Annotated in this window: 19 protein-coding genes; 13 read left to right on the top strand and 6 right to left on the bottom strand. The window is 63.0% G+C overall.

The window, feature by feature from the left end; translation table 11 throughout:
- Positions 1 to 90: 90 nt before the first annotated feature.
- Entirely contained in the window at positions 91 to 921 is an 831-nt protein-coding gene (locus tag APH27_RS06125; RefSeq protein WP_060484271.1) for a thermonuclease family protein, read from the bottom strand.
- Between the two features lie 2 nt (positions 922 to 923).
- Positions 924 to 1,139, bottom strand: a complete 216-nt coding sequence (rpmE, locus tag APH27_RS06120; RefSeq protein WP_027920990.1) for a 50S ribosomal protein L31 — start codon at positions 1,137 to 1,139, stop codon at positions 924 to 926.
- Between the two features lie 167 nt (positions 1,140 to 1,306).
- Here rpmE and APH27_RS06115 point away from each other — a divergent pair, with 167 nt between their 5' ends.
- The 3 genes from APH27_RS06115 (at position 1,307) to APH27_RS06105 (ending at position 6,152) form a co-directional block, all read left to right on the top strand.
- On the top strand, positions 1,307 to 3,526 hold the full coding sequence (locus APH27_RS06115) for a primosomal protein N' (protein ID WP_060484270.1): 2,220 nt from the start codon (positions 1,307 to 1,309) through the stop codon (positions 3,524 to 3,526).
- Between the two features lie 186 nt (positions 3,527 to 3,712).
- Positions 3,713 to 5,449, top strand: coding sequence for an arginine--tRNA ligase (gene argS, locus APH27_RS06110; protein WP_060484269.1), 1,737 nt, complete (start codon positions 3,713 to 3,715; stop codon positions 5,447 to 5,449).
- A gap of 1 nt (position 5,450) precedes the next feature.
- Positions 5,451 to 6,152, top strand: coding sequence for an SPOR domain-containing protein (locus APH27_RS06105; protein WP_060484268.1), 702 nt, complete (start codon positions 5,451 to 5,453; stop codon positions 6,150 to 6,152).
- A gap of 56 nt (positions 6,153 to 6,208) precedes the next feature.
- Here APH27_RS06105 and APH27_RS06100 read toward each other — a convergent pair whose 3' ends face one another.
- On the bottom strand, positions 6,209 to 6,628 hold the full coding sequence (locus APH27_RS06100; RefSeq protein WP_027920986.1) for a TM2 domain-containing protein: 420 nt from the start codon (positions 6,626 to 6,628) through the stop codon (positions 6,209 to 6,211).
- 166 nt (positions 6,629 to 6,794) lie between these two features.
- Between APH27_RS06100 and APH27_RS06095 the strand changes: the two genes are divergently transcribed.
- Positions 6,795 to 7,424, top strand: a complete 630-nt coding sequence (locus APH27_RS06095) for a C40 family peptidase (RefSeq protein WP_027920985.1) — start codon at positions 6,795 to 6,797, stop codon at positions 7,422 to 7,424.
- A 112-nt stretch (positions 7,425 to 7,536) separates the two neighbouring features.
- Here APH27_RS06095 and APH27_RS06090 read toward each other — a convergent pair whose 3' ends face one another.
- Positions 7,537 to 8,535, bottom strand: a complete 999-nt coding sequence (locus APH27_RS06090; RefSeq protein WP_060484267.1) for a type IV pilus twitching motility protein PilT — start codon at positions 8,533 to 8,535, stop codon at positions 7,537 to 7,539.
- A 66-nt stretch (positions 8,536 to 8,601) separates the two neighbouring features.
- On the opposite strand from APH27_RS06090, the gene APH27_RS06085 reads away from it, so the two are divergent.
- From APH27_RS06085 to APH27_RS06045, 9 genes are all read left to right on the top strand, one after another.
- Positions 8,602 to 9,288: a YggS family pyridoxal phosphate-dependent enzyme gene (locus tag APH27_RS06085; protein ID WP_027920983.1), complete on the top strand. Its 687-nt coding sequence runs from the start codon at positions 8,602 to 8,604 to the stop codon at positions 9,286 to 9,288.
- A gap of 38 nt (positions 9,289 to 9,326) precedes the next feature.
- Complete coding sequence (gene proC / locus APH27_RS06080; protein WP_027920982.1) at positions 9,327 to 10,145, top strand: pyrroline-5-carboxylate reductase; 819 nt, start codon at positions 9,327 to 9,329, stop codon at positions 10,143 to 10,145.
- Positions 10,146 to 10,155: 10 nt separating this feature from the next.
- A complete protein-coding gene (locus tag APH27_RS06075) occupies positions 10,156 to 10,746 on the top strand; it encodes a YggT family protein (protein ID WP_027920981.1) in 591 nt (196 codons plus the stop codon).
- 99 nt (positions 10,747 to 10,845) lie between these two features.
- Positions 10,846 to 11,985, top strand: coding sequence for a homoserine O-acetyltransferase (locus APH27_RS06070; protein ID WP_027920980.1), 1,140 nt, complete (start codon positions 10,846 to 10,848; stop codon positions 11,983 to 11,985).
- A gap of 7 nt (positions 11,986 to 11,992) precedes the next feature.
- Positions 11,993 to 12,613, top strand: a complete 621-nt coding sequence (metW, locus tag APH27_RS06065) for a methionine biosynthesis protein MetW (RefSeq protein WP_027920979.1) — start codon at positions 11,993 to 11,995, stop codon at positions 12,611 to 12,613.
- 22 nt (positions 12,614 to 12,635) lie between these two features.
- Positions 12,636 to 13,070: a DUF4426 domain-containing protein gene (locus APH27_RS06060; RefSeq protein ID WP_027920978.1), complete on the top strand. Its 435-nt coding sequence runs from the start codon at positions 12,636 to 12,638 to the stop codon at positions 13,068 to 13,070.
- Positions 13,067 to 13,663 (top strand): RdgB/HAM1 family non-canonical purine NTP pyrophosphatase, encoded by a 597-nt coding sequence (rdgB, locus tag APH27_RS06055; protein ID WP_027920977.1) that lies wholly within the window; start codon positions 13,067 to 13,069, stop codon positions 13,661 to 13,663. The genes APH27_RS06060 and rdgB overlap by 4 nt, the downstream gene beginning before the upstream one ends.
- Positions 13,660 to 14,835, top strand: coding sequence for a radical SAM family heme chaperone HemW (gene hemW, locus APH27_RS06050; protein WP_060484266.1), 1,176 nt, complete (start codon positions 13,660 to 13,662; stop codon positions 14,833 to 14,835). The genes rdgB and hemW overlap by 4 nt, the downstream gene beginning before the upstream one ends.
- Positions 14,836 to 14,844: 9 nt before the next feature.
- Positions 14,845 to 15,171 carry a DUF3392 family protein gene (locus tag APH27_RS06045; RefSeq protein ID WP_027920975.1) on the top strand — a complete coding sequence of 109 codons (327 nt, stop codon included), beginning with the start codon at positions 14,845 to 14,847 and terminating at the stop codon, positions 15,169 to 15,171.
- Between the two features lie 632 nt (positions 15,172 to 15,803).
- Here APH27_RS06045 and trmB read toward each other — a convergent pair.
- Together trmB and APH27_RS06035 are read right to left on the bottom strand one after the other, a co-directional pair.
- On the bottom strand, positions 15,804 to 16,526 hold the full coding sequence (trmB, locus tag APH27_RS06040) for a tRNA (guanosine(46)-N7)-methyltransferase TrmB (RefSeq protein ID WP_027920974.1): 723 nt from the start codon (positions 16,524 to 16,526) through the stop codon (positions 15,804 to 15,806).
- Between the two features lie 9 nt (positions 16,527 to 16,535).
- Positions 16,536 to 17,348, bottom strand: a complete 813-nt coding sequence (locus APH27_RS06035) for a thiazole synthase (protein WP_027920973.1) — start codon at positions 17,346 to 17,348, stop codon at positions 16,536 to 16,538.
- Positions 17,349 to 17,392 lie beyond the last annotated feature (44 nt).

The following is a 17,392-nucleotide window of genomic DNA, read 5'->3' as shown; positions in this document are numbered from 1 at the left end:
CACTTGTGTCAAGGCCTTTGGCCTACGACTTTAAGCTATCACGCACGGGGGCATTCGGCTCACAGTGTGTACAATCCAATAGCGAACTGTCTACATCTTTCGGCCTGAAGTGCGCTCTAGCATGCCCGGATAGGTCACAGGCAACACCCAGCGTCGCTGCCCCGGTTTGAGGCCACCCTTGCGGGAACGGTCCAGCACCCAACCGCGCGCCTCGACCTGGCGTCCCTTGAGGTTAGCGAAGAAGCCTTGAGGGAAGTTGCGTTGCAGACGAGCGGGAATCTGCAGCACCACGGTGTCGTCCAGTTCGAGCCAGATACCACCACGATTGCGCTCGATGCTTCGAACGGTGCCTGCGACAACAGCAAAGCCCGATTGCTTTACATCTGCGGCCTTGCGCACCGGCGAACTGCGCCACAGGCCTACCCGCGCTTCGCGCGCCACCCGCTCGGCCGCTTGCTGGCAACTCGCCAGGCGCACATTGGGAGCGATCGCTATGCGAAAGCCAAGCCCTTCGCTGAGCAGCTGCGCTTCAAGATTGTTGCCATTGCGACCATAGATGTGCGCCAGGGTACGGCCGTACTTGTCTTTGCCCTCGACCCCTGGCACCAGCCCGACACGCCCGTCGCTAGCCCTGACCAATGCCTGCAGGCGCCGCTTGGCGGCCTCGGCATAAGGTTCACTGGTACGCCCCTTGCGCCCGATCTCAGGGGCATTGATGCCGATCATGCGCACGCTGCGACCATCGGTCAGGCGCAGCGTGTCGCCATCCACCACCTGGCGCACCGCCACTTGCTGCGGCTTCTCCGGCAGCGGGCAGAACGCCATGGCAGGGGTCTGCCAGATTGCGCCCACAAAAAAGGCGCCCACAAGGGGCGCCTTTTTCAGCAACAATGCGAAGCCCGAAGGATTCGCCATGCGCATGATTACTTCTTGGTACCGAACATACCGAAGCGATCGGCGAACTTCTGTACGCGACCACCGGTGTCCAGGACTTTCTGCTTACCGGTGTAGAACGGGTGGCACAGGTTGCAAACGTCGATCGCCAGGGTGTTGCCCAGGGTCGAACGAGTTTCGAACTTGTTACCGCAGCTGCAGGTGACTGCAACTACTTCGTAGTTCGGGTGGATACCTTCTTTCATGGTCACTTCCTCGAGCTGCGTGCCGCCACCCAACACCTATTGTTGAATACCGCACGTAATTAGGCGGCGAATAATACCAGAGCACCGCGCCAACGCAAGTTGTCGCTTGCACCGACCGTCGTCTGCTAGGCTCGCCAGTCTTTGAAACGCCCTCCGAGACTTGCCGCGTGTCCGACGTCATCCTGCGCCTTGCCCTGCCCTCCCCGTTGCGCCGCCTGTTCGATTACAAGGCGCCAGCGAGCATGGCACGCCAGGTGCTGACCCCAGGCATGCGCATCCGTGTACCGTTCGGGCGCCGCGAAATGATCGGCGTGCTGGTGGAAGTGTGTGAGCAGAGCGAAGTTCCCGCCGACAAGCTCAAGCCCGCCAGCGCCCTGCTCGACCCGGTTTCGCCGATTCCACCAGCGCTGTTCAAGCTGTGCCTGTGGACGGCCCAGTACTATCAGCACAGCCTCGGTGACACCCTGAGCTGGGCGTTACCCACCCTGCTGCGCCAGGGTGAACCTGCCGAAATGCGCCAGGAGCGCTTCTGGCACGCGGCCCCCGGCGCACGCCTGGAGGACCCCCGCATCGCCCGCGCCCCGCGCCAGCGCGATGCCCTCAAGACCCTGGCCCAACACCCGCATGGCGTTGCGCACAGCCTGCTGAGCAAGCTCAACCTGAACAAGGACAGCCTCGACCTGTTGCTGGCCAAGGAGCTGGTACAGCTGGAAGTACGCCGCCACCTGCCGGCGCTTCGCCATGAACACTGGCTGGCGCAGCCGGAACTGCCCCTCAATGAAGAACAACGCGATGCCTTCGACGCCGTGCGCGAGGGCTTTGACGGCTTCGGCGCCTTCCTGCTGGCCGGCGTCACCGGCAGCGGCAAGACCGAGGTGTACCTGCAGCTGATCCGCGAAACCCTGGAAGCCGGTAAGCAAGCGCTGGTGCTGATCCCCGAGATCAACCTCGGCCCGCAGACCCTGGCGCGTTTCGAGCAGCGCTTCAACGCCCGCATCGCCCTGCTGCACTCGGCCGTGAACGACCGTGAGCGCCTTGATGCCTGGCTGGCCGCCCGCGACGGCGAAGCCGACATCATCATCGGTACACGTTCGGCGCTGTTCACCCCGATGAAGAACCCTGGCCTGATCATCATCGACGAAGAACACGACGGTTCTTATAAGCAACAGGAAGGCCTGCGCTACCACGCCCGCGACCTGGCGCTGGTGCGCGCCCACCAGGAAAACATCCCGATCCTGCTTGGTTCCGCCACCCCGTCGCTGGAAACCCTGCACAACGCGCTCACCGGTCGCTATCGCCTGCTGCGCATGAACCAGCGCGCTGGCGGAGCCCGCCCACCGCGCATGCTGCGCCTGGATGTGAAAAGCCTGCCGCTGGACAGCGGCATCAGCGGCCCGTTGCAGCAGGCCATCCGCCAGACCCTGGAGGCTGGCCAGCAAGTCCTGGTGTTCCTCAATCGCCGCGGCTTCGCCCCAACCTTGCTGTGCCATGACTGTGGCTGGCTGTCCGAGTGCCCGCGCTGCGATGCCCGCATGACCGTGCACCAGCGCTCTGGCGTGCTGCGCTGCCACCACTGCGGCTACGACGAGCGCCTGCCGCACCAGTGCCCGAAGTGCAACCACGTCGACCTGCGGCCCGTTGGCGCCGGCACCGAACGCGCCGAAGAGCGCCTGAAAGTCCTGTTCCCGGATTACCCGATCCTGCGCGTGGACCGCGACAGCACGGCGCGCAAGGACGCCATGCACAACTTGTTCAGCACCATCCAGCGCGGCCAGCCAAGCATCCTGGTCGGTACCCAGATGCTGGCCAAGGGGCACCATTTCCCGCGGGTGACCCTGGTCGCCATCCTCGATGCCGATGGTGGGCTGTTCTCCGGAGACTTTCGCGCCAGCGAGCGCATGGCCCAGCTGATCGTCCAGGTCGCAGGCCGGGCCGGGCGCGCCGAAGAGCCTGGCAAAGTGATCATTCAGACACACCTGGCCGACCACCCGCTGCTGGTGCAACTGACCGAACAAGGTTATTTCGCCTTCGCCGAGCAGGCCTTGGACGAACGCCGCAATGCCGGGCTGCCACCGTTCTCCCACCTTGCCCTGCTGCGCGCCGAAGCGCACAAGCCCGGCCAGGCCGAGGGTTTCCTTGACGAAGCCTGCGCCGCCGCCGAGCGACTGGTCGCCGAACAACGGCTGCCCGGCATCGAACTGCTCGGGCCAGTGCCTGCGCCCATGGAGCGGCGCGCTGGGCGTTTCAGGGCACAATTGTTGATTCAGGCCAATACCCGGGCCCCCTTGCATCGACTGATCAGCGCCTGGTTGCTAGTGTTGGAGCAACTGCCGAGCGGGCGCCAAGTACGCTGGTCGCTGGATGTCGACCCGGTCGATCTCTATTGAGCGACAAGCCATTAGCTGCAAGCCACAAGCAATCACAGGCGGCGTGTGCCCGGTTTTTCTTGTCGCTTGCAGCCTGTAGCTTGCAGCTCAAAGGTTGGCAACCCGCCCCCGGCAACGGATAATGCCCAGTTTTTCCACCTGCGCATCCAGGCGCTCCTCCGCGCTTGCGGTCGAAAAGAGATCCCCATGAAAGACACCATTCGCCAGCTGATCCAGCAAGCCCTCACCCAACTCGTCACCGACGGTGTGCTGCCTGAAGGGCTCTCGCCGGCGATCCAGGTGGAAAACGCCCGGGACAAGACCCACGGCGACTTCGCCAGCAACATCGCCATGATGCTGGCCAAGCCGGCCGGCATGAAGCCGCGCGACCTGGCCGAAAAAGTGATCAACGCCCTGCCGGCCAGCGCCGACATCAGCAAGGTCGAGATCGCCGGCCCAGGCTTCCTGAACTTCTTCCAGAACACCGACGCCCTGGCCAAGCGCCTGGACGCCGCCCTTGCCGACGATCACCTCGGTGCGCGCAAGGCAGGCCCTGCGCAGAAGGTGGTGATCGACATGTCGGCACCCAACCTGGCCAAGGAGATGCACGTCGGCCACCTGCGCTCGACCATCATTGGTGACAGCGTCGCGCGCGTGCTGGAGTTCCTCGGTGACAACGTCATCCGCCAGAACCACGTCGGCGACTGGGGCACTCAGTTCGGCATGCTGATGGCCTACCTGCAGGAAAACCCGATCACCAGCGACGAGCTGTCGGACCTGGAGAACTTCTACCGCGCAGCGAAGAAGCGCTTTGACGAATCTGAAGAGTTTGCCACCCGCGCCCGCGGCCTGGTGGTCAAGCTGCAGGCCGGCGACCCTGAGTGCCTGGCCCTGTGGACACGCTTCAAGGACATCTCGCTGTCGCACTGCCAGAAGACCTACGAGCTGCTCAACGTCAAGCTGACCATGGCCGACGTGATGGGCGAAAGCGCCTACAACGATGACCTGGCCAACGTGGTCGCCGACCTCAAGGCCAAGGGCCTGCTGGTCGAGGACCAAGGCGCCCAGTGTGTATTCCTCGAAGAATTCAAGAACAGCGAAGGCGAGCCACTGCCGGTGATCGTGCAGAAGGCTGACGGCGGCTACCTGTACGCCACCACCGACCTGGCCGCCGTGCGCTACCGCAGCAACGTGCTCAAGGCCGACCGCGCTCTGTATTTCGTCGACCAGCGCCAGGCCCTGCACTTCAACCAGGTGTTCGAAGTGGCCCGCCGCGCCGGCTTCGTCGGCCACCCGATGCAAATGGAGCACATGGGCTTCGGCACCATGAACGGCGCCGACGGCCGCCCGTTCAAGACCCGCGACGGTGGCACCGTCAAGCTGATCGACCTGCTCACCGAGGCCAAGGAGCGCGCCTACGCGCTGGTCAAGGAAAAGAACACGGAATTTACCGAAGACGAGCTGCGTCACATCGGTGAAGTGGTGGGCATCGGCGCGGTGAAATACGCCGACCTGTCCAAGCACCGCACCAGCGACTACAGCTTCAACTTCGAGCTGATGCTCAACTTCGAAGGCAACACCGCGCCGTACCTGCTGTACGCCTACACCCGCGTGGCCGGTGTGTTCCGCAAGCTGGGCAAAGGCTTCGACGAAGTCGACGGCGCCATCGTGCTGCAGGCCCCTCAGGAACAGGACCTGGCCGCGTCCCTGGCCCAGTTCGGCGAAATCCTCAACAACGTCGCCGACAAGGGTACCCCGCACGTACTGTGCAGCTACCTGTACGACCTGGCCGGCCTGTTCTCGAGCTTCTACGTGAACTGCCCGATCCTCGCTGCCGACACCCCCGAGCAACAGCAGAGCCGCCTGCGCCTGGCCGCCCTGACCGGTCGCACCCTCAAACAAGGTCTGGAGCTGCTCGGCCTGGAAACCCTGGAGCGCATGTAAGTTGGCTGCCAAGAAAAAACCAGCGCCCAAACGCGGTGCCAGCCGTCAGACGGCGCCAGCCAAGCAGCCGATCCCCGGCTGGGTATGGCTGGCAGTCGGCCTGACGGTCGGTGCATTCATCGTCTTCCTGATGAAGCTCGAACCCGGCGGCGGTGACATCAAGCGCACCAAGCCCGAACAGCAGAAGCCGGAGAAAGTGGCCGAGGCCAGCAAGTCGACCACGACTGCGACGCCACAGCAGCCGGTGAAACCGAAGTACGACTTCTACACGCTGCTGCCCGAGTCTGAGGTAATCGTGCCGCCTGAGGCCGTGCCGGAGAAGACCCCACCAGTACCGGCACAGCCCGTGACCCCAGTCACACCGGCAGAAGCTGCGAAGATCGATACTGCACGCGCCCAGGCCGCGCTGCTGGGGCAAACGCCGCCACCTGCACCACCGGTGATCAAGCCGGCGGCGACCACGCAGTACTTCCTGCAGGCCGGTTCGTTCCGCAAGCAGGCCGACGCAGACAAGGTACGCGCGCAGATCATCCTGCTCGGCCAGGCGGTCAAGGTCGAGTCGGGTACCGTCAAGGAAGAAACCTGGTACCGCGTGCTGGTCGGGCCGTTCAGCAACCGTGAACAGCTGACCGGGGCGCAGAAGCAGTTGGCAGGGGCGGGCTTCAGCAACCTGCTGCTGCAGCAGCGGCAGACCCGCCAGTAACGAACAAGGCCTTGCCGCTCAGTGCGACAAGGCCTTTTTTGTGGGCGCTTGCCGCCCTACCGGCTGCGGGAATTGGCTTCGGAAATCTGGCCGTTCAAGGTCCAGAAGTCGTACAGCACACCGACCAGGAACAAGCCGCCAGTGAAGAAGTAGATGATCGCCGAGATCCACTTGCCCTGGTACAGCCGGTGCACACCAAAGATACCCAGGAAGGTCAGCAGGACCCAGGCAATGTTGTAGTCGATACGACCGGACTGGAAACGCATGTCAGCTTCGCGGTCCATCGACGGGATCAGGAACAGGTCGATCAGCCAGCCTATGCCAAGCAGGCCCAAGGTGAAGAACCAGATTGTCCCGGTGATCGGCTTGCCGTAGTAGAAACGGTGCGAGCCGGTAAAGCCGAAGATCCACAACAAGTAACCGATGACCTTGCTGTGGGTGTCGTGGTGCGGCGTCCCCTGTTGATAACTGTTCATTCATAGCCCTCGTGGGTTATCCGAAAATTTTCTAAATAAAAATGTGACTTTTCCGCTGCAGGCCGACGTACGGCAGCATGACAATCGACCAACGGCCCTGAAAAGGAGCAAAAAGCTGTTATAAAGTTGCGCGCCAAACACATAAACATTCATAAGAGCTTCATCTATGCCGCCTTTATTCAAGACATGGCTGACCCTCTGCCTATTATTGCCCCTGGCCGCCCACGCCACCAATCGTGAGCAACGTCTTCCTAATGGTTTCACGGGCTACACCAGCAACACTTCGGTGAAACACGCGCCCGTCAAGCAGACCACGCTGCACGCACGCTCGAACTATTCGGGCAAGGGCCACAACCTGCCTGCCGTTGCGGCAATGTCGCCGAAGCAGAGCAGCGATGTGCTCAGCCGTGCGGTCAACGTGCTCGGTACCCCTTATGTTTGGGGCGGCAGCAACCCGAAAAAAGGGTTCGATTGCAGCGGGCTGGTCAAATACGCGTTCAACGACGTGGCAGATGTCGACCTGCCGCGTACGTCCAACGCCATGGCCCAGGGCCACGGCGTAAAAGTGGCAAAGAGCGACCTCAAGCCAGGCGATCTGATCTTCTTCAATATCAAGAGCCGCCGGGTCAATCACGTTGCCATCTACCTGGGTAACGACCGCTTTATCCATGCGCCGCGCACCGGCAAGCGGGTGAGCATCGACAACCTGAGCAAGCCGTACTGGCAGCAGCACTATGTGGTTGCCAAGCGGGTGCTGCCCAAAGAGCAGCAACAGCTGAGCCTGGCCAAGCGCTAAATCGGTTTCGGCCTCTTCGGGGCAAGCCCGCGCCCACAGAATCAGCACCTTTTTCCAGTGCTGTGCAGTAACTGTGGGAGCGGGCTTGCCCGCGAAAGAGCCGGAACACGCTCTAAAAATCCCCGATCAATCCATTCTCCCTCAGCCCAAACATCGCCCCCTCCATCGTCCGCATTCCCTCCGCCGCCCCCGCCTGCATAACCGAACACAACTGCGCCATCCGCCCCTCCCGCACCAGGTTGCGCACCGCAGGCGTCGCCACCAACACCTCTCGCGCCGCCACCCGGCCGCCGCCCACACGCTTGACCAGCACCTGTGCCACCACCAGGCGCAACGACTCCGCCAGCATCGCCCGCACCAGCGGCTTTTCGTCTGCCGCAAATACCTCGATCAACCGATCAATGCTGCCGGCCGCAGACCGCGTATGTACCGTGGCCAGCACCAGATGCCCCGTCTGCGCCGCGCGTAGCGCCAGGCGGATGGTTTCCAGGTCACGCAATTCGCCAATCATGATCACATCCGGGTCCTGACGCAGAGCGCTGCGCAGCCCTTGACCGAAGTCGCGACAATGCCGGCCGATCTCGCGCTGGTTGACCAGGCTGCATTGGCTGCTGTGGATAACTTCAACAGGGTCTTCGAGGGTGATGATATGTAGCGCCCGCTCACCATTGAGCCGGTCAATCAGTGCCGCCAGGGTGCTCGACTTGCCGCTGCCGGTCGGGCCGCCTACCAGCACCAGGCCATCCCTGTGCTGCGCAACGGCTTGAAACACTTCTTCAAGATCAAGTTCGTCGACACTGGCAATGCGTTTCGGAATCAGACGAAACGAGGCTGCCAGGCCGTTCAGCTGACGAAACAGATTGACACGAAAACGCCCCAGCGATGCCAGTTCCAGTGCCAGATCCAGCTCGTCGCCTTGCAGCCACTGCTGGCACTGGCCCTCGTCGAGCAGCGGCGTCAGTGCGTCGCTCAACGCTGCCGTGGTCACCCCCGGTAGCGGCATGCGCCGCAGCTCGCCATCCACACGCAGCATCGGTATCTTGCCCGCAGCCAGATGCAGGTCGCTCGCCCCTGCGCCCATGGCCCGGGCCAACAGGTCGGTCACATCCATGAGACTCCCCAATAGCCATCAAGCAGGTAGAATGCCGAAGATCTCCAGAGCCGACGGCATCGATCCATGTCCACCATAGCAGACAACCTTTCCGCCCTCGCCGCCCGTATCCACAACGCTGCCCAAGCTGCCGGGCGCGACCCGGCCAGCGTCCAGCTGCTGGCGGTGAGCAAGACCAAACCGGCCGCCGCCATTCGCGAAATCCACGCCGCCGGCGTGCGGGATGTCGGTGAAAACTACCTGCAGGAAGCCCTGGCCAAGCAGGAAGAACTGCGCGACCTGCCCTTGATCTGGCACTTCATCGGCCCCATTCAGTCGAACAAGACCAAAGCCATTGCCGAACATTTCGACTGGGTACACTCCGTGGACCGCCTGAAAATCGCCCAACGCCTGTCCGAACAGCGCCCTGCGGGCCTGCCACCGCTGAACATCTGCCTGCAGGTGAACGTCAGCGGTGAAGACAGCAAGTCCGGCTGCGCCCCAGCCGACCTACCAGCGCTGGCCAAAGCCGTGGCAGCACTGCCAAACCTGCGCCTGCGCGGCCTGATGGCGATCCCAGAGCCAACCGAAGACCGCGCCACTCAAGAGGCCGCCTTCGCCGGCCTGCGTAAGCTTCAGGAGCACCTGGAGCTTGGCCTGGACACCCTGTCGATGGGCATGAGCCACGACCTGGAAGCGGCCATCGCCCAAGGCGCGACCTGGGTACGTATCGGGACCGCCCTGTTCGGCGCCCGCAACTACGGCCCCGTCTGATTCCATGCTTTACTCACTCTTTCCTTCAAGGACCTGACATGAGCAAGACACGTATTGCCTTTATCGGCGCCGGCAACATGGCCGCCAGCCTGATCGGTGGCCTGCGTGCCCAGGGCCTGGACGCGGCGCAGATCCGTGCCAGCGACCCCGGCGCCGAGACCCGCACCCGCGTCCAGGCCGAACACGGCATCGAGGCATTCGAAGACAACGCCCAGGCCATCGCTGGTGCCGACGTGGTCGTGCTGGCAGTGAAGCCACAGGTCATGAAGGCCGTGTGCGAAGCGCTGAAGCCGAACCTGGAAGACGGCCAGCTGATCGTCTCGATCGCCGCCGGTATCACCTGCGCCAGCCTGCAGACCTGGCTGGGTGCCCGTCCGGTGGTGCGCTGCATGCCCAATACGCCGGCACTGCTGCGCCAGGGTGTCAGCGGCCTGTACGCCACCACTGAAGTGTCTGCCGAGCAACGCCAGCAGGCCGAGCAACTCCTGTCGGCAGTCGGCACCGCCCTGTGGCTGGAGCAAGAACAGCAACTGGACGCCGTCACCGCCGTTTCCGGCAGTGGCCCGGCCTACTTCTTCCTTCTCATCGAAGCGATGACCGCTGCGGGTGAAAAACTGGGCCTGCCACGCGAAACCGCCTCGCAGCTGACCCTGCAAACCGCCCTGGGCGCCGCGCACATGGCCGTGGCCAGTGATGTCGATGCCGCAGAACTGCGCCGCCGCGTCACCTCGCCAGCCGGCACTACCGAGGCGGCGATCAAGTCGTTCCAGGGCAACGGTTTCGAAGCCATCGTCGAACAGGCGCTGGAAGCGGCATCGAAGCGTTCCGCCGAGCTGGCCGAACAACTGGGCAAATAAGGAGCTGTTGATGAATGCACTGTCCGGCGCCGCGATCTTCGTGGTGCAAACCCTGGTCAGCCTGTACCTGGTGATCGTTCTGCTGCGCTTTGTGCTGCAACTGGTCAAGGCCAACTTCTACAACCCGCTGAGCCAGTTCGCCGTGCGCGCGACCCAGCCGCTGCTCAAGCCGATCCGCCGGGTGATCCCCAGCATCGGTGGCCTGGACACTTCGTCGCTGCTGTTGGCGATCGTCATCCAGGCACTGCTCATGGGCTTCGTGCTGATGGTCACCTACGGCACCTTCGGCGACGTCCTGCACCTGCTGATGTGGGCCATCATCGGCATCACTTCGCTGTTCCTGAAAATCTTCTGGGTCGCGATGATCGTCATGGTGATCGTTTCCTGGGTCGCACCGAACAGCCACAACCCGGCTGCCGAACTGGCCTGGCAGATCAGTGAGCCCGTCCTGGCACCGTTCCGCCGCATCGTGCCCAACCTGGGCGGCATGGACATCTCGCCAATCTTTGCCTTCCTGGCGATCCAGGTGATCCAGTCGTTCGTCATGCCACCGCTGGCAGCCTACGCGGGCATGCCACAGGAACTGTGGCGGATGATCTAAGCCTCGATGCCTGCGGGTTTCCCCCAGCGGCAAGCCTTTGCTTGCCGCTGGGGGTAGCGCTCTTTAGACTTACGCCTCCGTCAAGCGTGAGCAGGGTCGATGTCCACTGTCCTTCCCGAAGATTCCGTCGGTCTGGTTACACCGCAAATTGCCAAGTTCGATGAGCCGCTGGCCCTGGCCTGTGGCCGCTCGCTGAACAGCTACGAGCTGATCTACGAGACCTACGGCACCCTGAACGCCAGCGCAAGCAATGCCGTGCTGATCTGCCATGCCCTGTCCGGCCATCACCATGCCGCGGGTTACCATGCCGCCACCGACCGCAAGCCGGGCTGGTGGGACAGCTGCATCGGCCCTGGCAAGCCGATCGATACCAACCGCTTCTTCGTGGTCAGCCTGAACAACCTCGGCGGCTGCAACGGCAGCACTGGCCCGAGCAGCATCAACCCAGCCACCGGCAAGCCTTATGGCGCCGAGTTCCCGGTACTGACCGTTGAAGACTGGGTGCACAGCCAGGCACGCCTGGCCGACCGCCTGGGCATTGCGCAGTGGGCCGCCATCGTCGGTGGCAGCCTGGGCGGCATGCAGGCCTTGCAGTGGACCATAACCTACCCCGAACGCGTGCGTCACTGCGTGGACATCGCCTCGGCGCCCAAGCTGTCGGCGCAGAACATCGCCTTCAACGAAGTGGCACGCCAGGCCATCCTCACCGACCCCGAGTTCCACGGCGGCTCGTTCCAGGACCAGGGCGTGATCCCCAAGCGCGGCCTGATGTTGGCGCGCATGGTCGGCCACATCACTTACCTGTCCGACGACTCGATGGGTGAGAAATTCGGCCGCGAGCTGAAGAGCGACAAGCTCAACTACGACTTCCACAGCGTCGAATTCCAGGTCGAAAGCTACCTGCGCTATCAGGGCGAGGAGTTTTCCGGCCGTTTCGACGCCAACACCTACCTGCTGATGACCAAGGCTCTGGACTATTTCGACCCGGCCGCGGCACAAGGTGGCGACCTGGCCGCCACCCTGGCCCACGTCAAGGCAGACTACTGCATCATGTCGTTCACCACCGACTGGCGCTTCTCGCCAGCCCGCTCGCGGGAGATCGTCGATGCCTTGATGGCAGCGCGCAAGAACGTCTGCTATCTGGAAATCGACTCACCTTATGGGCACGATGCCTTCCTGATCCCCACACCTCGCTACATGCAGGGTTTCGCGAACTACATGAACCGCATCGCCATCTGAGGACAGCATGAGAGCCGATCTGGAAATCATCCACGAGTGGATTCCCGCTGGCAGCCGGGTACTCGACCTGGGCTGCGGCAATGGCGAGCTGCTGGCCTCGCTGCGTGACCGCAAGCAGGTCACCGGTTATGGCCTGGAGATCGACGCCGACAACATCGCCGCCTGCGTGGCCAAGGGCGTCAACGTCATCGAACAGGACCTCGACAAGGGTCTGGGCAACTTTGCCAGCAACAGCTTCGATGTGGTGATCATGACCCAGGCCCTGCAGGCCGTGGAGTACCCCGACCGCATTCTGGACGAGATGCTGCGGGTAGGCCGCCAGTGCATCATCACCTTCCCCAACTTCGGCCATTGGCGCTGCCGCTGGTACCTGGCCACCAAGGGCCGCATGCCGGTGTCGGACTTCATGCCCTACACCTGGTACAACACGCCGAACATCCACTTCTGCACCTTCGCCGACTTCGAAGAGCTGTGCCATGAGCGCCGCGCCAAGGTCCTGGACCGCCTCGCCGTCGACCACTTGCACCGTAACGGGTGGGGTGGGCGGCTATGGCCTAATCTACTAGGTGAAATCGGCATCTATCGCGTCAGTAGCCCAGGCCTGCAGGAGCACCAACTGGCGGTCTGACGCCCACCGGAGGATTCGCACCATGCGTCGCCTAGCCCTGTTCCTGATCAGCCTGTGCCTGGCACTGCCAGTGATGGCGGCCGATGCTGCCCGCCCCGAGCGCAAGGAAGTCTTTGGCGACGTGACGGTGCACTACAGCGCTTTCACCTCGAGCATGCTGCAACCGGACATCGCCGCTGCCACCGGGCTCAACCGCAGCAAGAACCAAGGCGTGCTCAACATCGCCGTGCTCAAGGCCGACAAGCCGGCGATGGCGGTGGTCAGCGGCACGGTGAAAGACCTGACCGGGCGCACCAGCCCGCTGTCGTTCAAGCAGATAACCGACCAAGGCGCGGTGTACTACATCGCCCAGTTCAAGATCGAGCAGGCCGAGACCCTGACCTTCGACCTCAATGTCGAAACCGGCGGGGTCAGCCATCAACTCAGTTTCAACCAGGAAGTGTTCCCAGGCGAATGATGAATTTCCAGCAACTCGTATTGGCCAGCCACAACGCCGGCAAACTCAAGGAACTCCAGGCCATGCTCGGCCAGTCCGTGCAACTGCGCTCGATCGGCGAGTTCAGCCAGGTCGAGCCCGAGGAAACCGGCCTGTCGTTCGTCGAAAACGCCATCCTCAAGGCCCGCAATGCAGCACGCATCTCTGGCCTGCCAGCACTTGCCGACGACTCCGGCCTGGCAGTGGACTTCCTCGGCGGCGCGCCGGGCATCTACTCGGCGCGTTATGCCGATGGCAAAGGTGACGCGGCGAACAATGCCAAGTTGCTCGAAGCCCTGAAAGACGTGCCGCAAGACCAGCGCGGCGCGCAGTTCGTCTGCGTGCTGGCCCTGGTGCGCCATGCCGATGACCCGCTGCCGATCCTTTGCGAAGGCCTGTGGCACGGCAGCATCCTGTTCGAAGCCAGCGGCGAGCATGGCTTCGGCTACGACCCGCTGTTCTGGGTGCCAGAGCGCAAGTGTTCGAGCGCCGACCTCGCCCCTGTGGATAAGAACCAGCTCAGCCACCGCGCCCGCGCCATGGCCCTGCTGCGTCAACGTCTGGGCCTGGCATGATCGCAACGCTGTCCGAAGCCGGCGCGGTGGCGCTCACCAGCCTGCCGCCGCTGGCGCTGTACATCCACATCCCGTGGTGTGTGCGCAAATGCCCTTACTGCGATTTCAACTCCCACGCCGCCGGGCCTGAGCTACCGGAAGAGGCCTACGTCGACGCCCTGTTGACCGACCTCGACCTGGAACTGGCCGCCGTGCAGGGCCGGACACTGTCGTCGATCTTCTTCGGCGGCGGTACGCCGAGCCTGTTCAGCGCCAATGCCCTGGGGCGCCTGCTGCGCGGCGTAGAGCAGCGCATCCCGTTCGCGCCGGACATCGAGATCACCCTCGAGGCCAACCCGGGTACTTTCGAGCAGGAGAAGTTCAAGGCCTACCGGCAAACGGGTATCAACCGCCTGTCGATCGGTGTGCAGAGCTTCCAGCCGGCCAAGCTGGAGGCACTGGGGCGCATCCACAATGGCGACGAGGCGATCCGCGCCGCCGGCATGGCACGTGCTGCGGGCTTCGACAACTTCAACATGGACTTGATGCACGGCCTGCCCGACCAGTCGCTGGACGACGCCTTGGGCGACCTGCGCCAAGCCATCGACCTGGCGCCGATGCACCTGTCGTGGTATCAGCTGACCGTCGAGCCAAACACAGTGTTCTGGAACCAGCCGCCGGAGCTGCCCGAGGACGATATCCTCTGGGACATCCAGGAAGCCGGCCAGGCCCTGATGGCGGCCCACGGCTTCAAGCAGTATGAGGTTTCGGCCTACGCCCAGGCTGACCGTGCCGCCCGGCACAACCTCAACTACTGGCGCTTCGGCGACTTCATCGGCATCGGTGCCGGCGCCCATGGCAAGCTGACATTCGCCGATGGCCGCATCCTGCGCACCTGGAAGACCCGCCTGCCTAAGGATTACCTGAACCTGGCCAAGCCGTTCAAAGCCGGCGAGAAGCTGCTGCCGGTCGACGAGTTGCCGTTCGAGTTCCTGATGAACGCCCTGCGCCTCACCGATGGCGTGGAAGCTGAGCTGTTCACCCAACGCACCGGGCTGCCCCTGGCACAGCTGGCCGAAGCCCGCCGTGCGGCCGAACAAAAGGGCCTTTTGCAGGTCGAACCGGATCGACTGGTGGCCACGCCACGCGGCCAGCTGTTCCTCAATGACCTGCTGCAGTATTTCTTGACCTAAGGATGACCCATGGATCTGGTACTTGATCTGCTCGCCACGGTTTCGCGCTGGAGCCGCAGCAACCTGTCGGAGATTTCCCTGGCCCTGGTAGGCTGCCTGCTGGTGCTGTTCGGCACCGATATCAAAGGCTGGGTGGACCAGCGCCTGGGCGCCCTGGCGGGTGCGTTGCGCGTGCCGGTCATGGCTGCGCTGGTGATGATCGGCAGTGGTGCGGCGCTGATCTATGCCACGCCTTGGGTAGTGAAGGGACTGGGGCAGTTCAACAACTATGCCTTGGCGCCGGTGCTGTTGGTTGTACTAGTACTGATTGGCGTTGTGGCTGACCGCCGCGGGTGAGCCTGCTAAAAGCTGCCCCGGCGAACCAGGGCAGCTCTAGCACCTGACTAGCCCTTACTGGGCATCGTCGAAGTGATCGCGCATGAAGTCTCGAACAGTCTTGATCACAGTCAGGATCCGGACGAGCCTCCAGACGCGGCTCAGCGTATCAAGCAAACGCTTCATAAGCCTTGGCCTCCGTGTTGGCGGGCCAATCTTCCAGCATCTAACCGGTACTTCGATGCCTTCGAAAACTGTGTGAACGTTTTCGGTGAAGTGGCCAAGTTGATGGCCCTTCGAAATCAGATACCGGCATGATTCTCAGGCCATGTCGAAGGGGCCGAGAAGCAGAATTCTTCTCCTACCCGGCCCATCAGCGAACTCGCCCACACAGGAGCAGCGCGATGATACTTGGGATGCGCGGTCAAAGTTGTTAACCGCGCCGACACACGTGATGCTGGATATTTCTGATCATTGACGCGTCCTTTCTGGCTGCCTATGATCCACTGACTGTGTGAACGTTTTCGATGAAATCCCGGAGCAAAGGATACTCAGTCCTGAAGCTCCCCCAAAAAAAACCGCCCTTCACAGAGCGGTTTTTTTTCGCCTGCAGTTATACAGGCATCAGCACATAGAAAGGCTTATCCAGCCGATCAATCCACCTTCTCGAACTTCAGATCCCACACCCCATGCCCCAGCCGCTCGCCGCGGCGTTCGAACTTGGTGATCGGGCGCTCTTCCGGGCGCGGCACATAGGTACCGTCTTCAGCACGGTTGCGATAGCCCGGGGCGGCGCTCATCACTTCCAGCATGTACTCGGCATAGGGTTCCCAGTCAGTTGCCATGTGGAACACACCACCCGGCTTCAGCTTGCGTCGCACCAGCTCGGCAAACTCCAGCTGGACGATACGGCGCTTGTGATGACGCGCTTTGTGCCATGGGTCAGGGAAGAACAGCATCAGGCGATCGAGGCTGTTGTCGGCCACGCAGCGGTTGAGCACCTCAATGGCGTCGCAGTCGTAGACACGCAGGTTCTTCAGACCCTGGGTCAGCACACCGTTGAGCAGTGCGCCCACACCCGGACGGTGCACTTCAACACCGATGAAGTCCTGCTCAGGCGCAGCAGCGGCCATCTCCAGCAGGGAATGGCCCATGCCGAAGCCGATCTCCAGGGTACGCGGCGCCGAACGGCCGAACACCTGGTCGTAATCCACCGGGCTGTCGGCCAGCGGCAGGATGTACAGCGGGCCGCCCTGGTCAAGGCCGCGTTGCTGGCCTTCGGTCATGCGCCCGGCGCGCATCACGAAACTCTTGATGCGGCGGTGTGGGCGGGCTTCGCCGTCGGCGGAGATCGGCGTATCTTGCGAGTCAGTCATCAGGGGCTCTTACTTGATCAGACCATCCAGCGGCGACGAGGCGCTGGCATAAAGTTTTTTCGGCATGCGGCCGGCCAGGTAGGCCATGCGACCGGCGAGGATGGCGTGCTTCATGGCCTCGGCCATCAGCACCGGCTGTTGGGCGTGGGCGATAGCCGAGTTCATCAGCACGGCTTCACAGCCCATTTCCATGGCGATGGTGGCATCCGAGGCGGTGCCCACACCTGCATCGACCAGTACCGGCACCTTCGATTCTTCGAGGATGATCTGCAGGTTGTACGGGTTGCAGATGCCCAGGCCAGTGCCGATCAGGCCGGCCAGCGGCATCACCGCGATGCAGCCGGCTTCGGCCAACTGGCGGGCGATGATCGGGTCGTCGCTGGTGTAGACCATCACGTCAAAACCGTCCTTGACCAGCACTTCGGCGGCCTTGAGGGTTTCGATCACGTTAGGGAACAGGGTTTTCTGGTCGGCCAGCACTTCCAGCTTCACCAGCGTGCGCGACTCGTGGGACTTGTGACCATCGAGCAGCTCACGGGCCAGACGGCAGGTACGCACCGCCTCGACAGCGTCAAAGCAACCTGCCGTGTTTGGCAGGATGGTGTACTTGTCGGGCGACAGCACGTCGAGCAGGTTCGGCTCGCCCGCATTCTGGCCCAGGTTGGTCCGGCGCACGGCCACGGTGACGATTTCGGCACCCGAGGCCTCGGTGGCCAGGCGGGTTTCTTCCATGTCACGGTATTTGCCGGTGCCGACCAGCAGGCGCGACTGGAAAGTGCGCCCGGCCAGGATGAAGGGCTTGTCGCTACGAACGTTGCTCATCGTTGTTCCTCGGGAAAAGATTGCTGGGCTTGCAGGTGAATCGC

The sequence above is a fragment of the Pseudomonas sp. NBRC 111123 genome, assembly GCF_001320205.1.
In the GTDB taxonomy this organism is placed as follows: domain Bacteria; phylum Pseudomonadota; class Gammaproteobacteria; order Pseudomonadales; family Pseudomonadaceae; genus Aquipseudomonas; species Aquipseudomonas putida_J.
The sequence above is the reverse complement of the archived record's forward strand: the minus strand, read 5'-3'. Positions and strand labels throughout refer to the sequence as shown.